Annotated in this window: 2 protein-coding genes; both read right to left on the bottom strand. The window is 63.4% G+C overall.

Features of this window, described 5'->3' with window-relative positions; all coding sequences use genetic code 11:
* Positions 1–411 (bottom strand): glycosyltransferase (locus EOA27_RS35340; protein ID WP_145970792.1); only part of this gene is annotated, 411 nt, incomplete at its 3' end.
* 35 nt (positions 412–446) lie between these two features.
* Positions 447–1,711, bottom strand: a 1,265-nt coding sequence (locus EOA27_RS35335) for a UDP-glucose/GDP-mannose dehydrogenase family protein (RefSeq protein ID WP_145970791.1), incomplete at its 5' end; no start/stop codon positions are given.

The following is a 1,711-nucleotide window of genomic DNA, read 5'->3' as shown; positions in this document are numbered from 1 at the left end:
CTCCAATTCGCGCGGGTCGCCGGCCAGTTCATCGAACTCGACGTTGCGCAGGTAAACGACCAGGGGCACGCCGAGGGCCTGCAATTCCTTGCCGATCGGCACGGATTTGTGACACTGGACGACCGCGACGTCGGACCGCAATCGCTCGATCGCGAAACCCGCCGCCTCCCACGGGAACCATGCCCGTACGACGGGATAGCCTGGGAACGTATCGATGACGGCGCGCTGGCGGAGCAGCTTCATCTTGGCGCGCGCCTTGAAGCCGAAAAAGCCGTCGCCGAACAAAGCGGCAAGCACCGAGGCCTCGTGGCCATGCTCGCGCAACTGCTCGACCAGATGATGCGTGCTCGACTGAACGCCACCGCTAAATTGCGGCGTGTAGCCGCTGCCGCCCGCAAACAGAACTTTCATAGTCTAGGCTCCTTGCTGTGCCCGCGCGGGCATCGTCATGCCGCCATCCTGCCGATCGAGAAATACTCGATGCCGTAGCGCGCGATCACCTTCGGATCGTAGAGGTTGCGGCCATCGAAGATGACCGGCGTGGTCAGCGAATCCTTGAGCGCGTCGAAGGACGGCGCGCGGAAGCTCTTCCATTCAGTGCAAATCAAAAGCGCGTCGGCGCCGCGCAGCGCCGCCTCCTTGGTGCCGCACAGCAGCAGGTCCTCGCGCAGGCCGTAGATGGCCTGGCACTCCTGCATCGCCTCCGGATCATAGGCCTGCACCTTGGCGCCGGCCGCCCACAGCGCTTCCATCAGCGTGCGCGACGGCGCCTCTCGCATGTCGTCGGTGTTGGGCTTGAAGGCCAGCCCCCAGACGGCGAACGTCTTGCCCCTGAGCGCGCCCTTGAAATAGTGGTTGACCTTGTCGAACAGCACCGACTTTTGCGCATTGTTGCGCTCCTCGACGGCGCGCAGCAGCTTGGCGTCGAACTTGATGCCCTCGGCGGTCTTGATCAGCGCGCGCACGTCCTTCGGGAAGCACGAGCCGCCATAGCCGAGTCCGGGATAGATGAAGTGGTAGCCGATGCGCGGATCCGAGCCGATGCCCTTGCGGACCTCCTCGATGTCGGCCCCCAGCTGTTCGGCGAGATTGGCCATCTCGTTCATGAAGCTGATCTTGGTCGCCAGCATGCAGTTGGCGGCGTATTTGGTGAATTCGGCGCTGCGCACGTCCATCACGATCATCTTCTCGTGGTTGCGGTTGAACGGCGCATAGAGCTCGCGCATCACCATCTCGGTATCCTCGCTGGAGGTGCCGACGATGATGCGGTCCGGCTTCATGCAATCAGCGACCGCCGAGCCTTCCTTGAGGAATTCGGGATTCGAGGCGACGTCGAAGGCGAGGTCCTCGCGGCCGCGCTTCTTCAGCGTTTCGGCGATCCTGGCCTTCACCTTTTCGCAAGTGCCGACCGGCACGGTCGACTTGCCGACGACAATCTTGGCGCTGTCCATCTCACGGCCGATGGTCTCGGCGACGGACAGCACATATTTCAGATCGGCCGAGCCGTCCTCACCGGGCGGCGTGCCGACCGCGATCATCTGGATCCGGCCATGCCTGACCGCCGCTGCCGCATCCGTGGTGAAGCGGATGCGGCCGGCCGCGTGGTTTTCCTTGACGAGGCTTTCGAGGCCCGGTTCGAAAATCGGGATCAAGCCCTGGTTGAGCCGCTCCACCTTCTTCTCGTCGATATCGACGCACACCACTTCATGGC

This window comes from Mesorhizobium sp. M2A.F.Ca.ET.037.01.1.1 (assembly GCF_003998075.1).
GTDB lineage: Bacteria > Pseudomonadota > Alphaproteobacteria > Rhizobiales > Rhizobiaceae > Mesorhizobium.
This window is presented reverse-complemented; position numbering and strand designations above follow the sequence as displayed.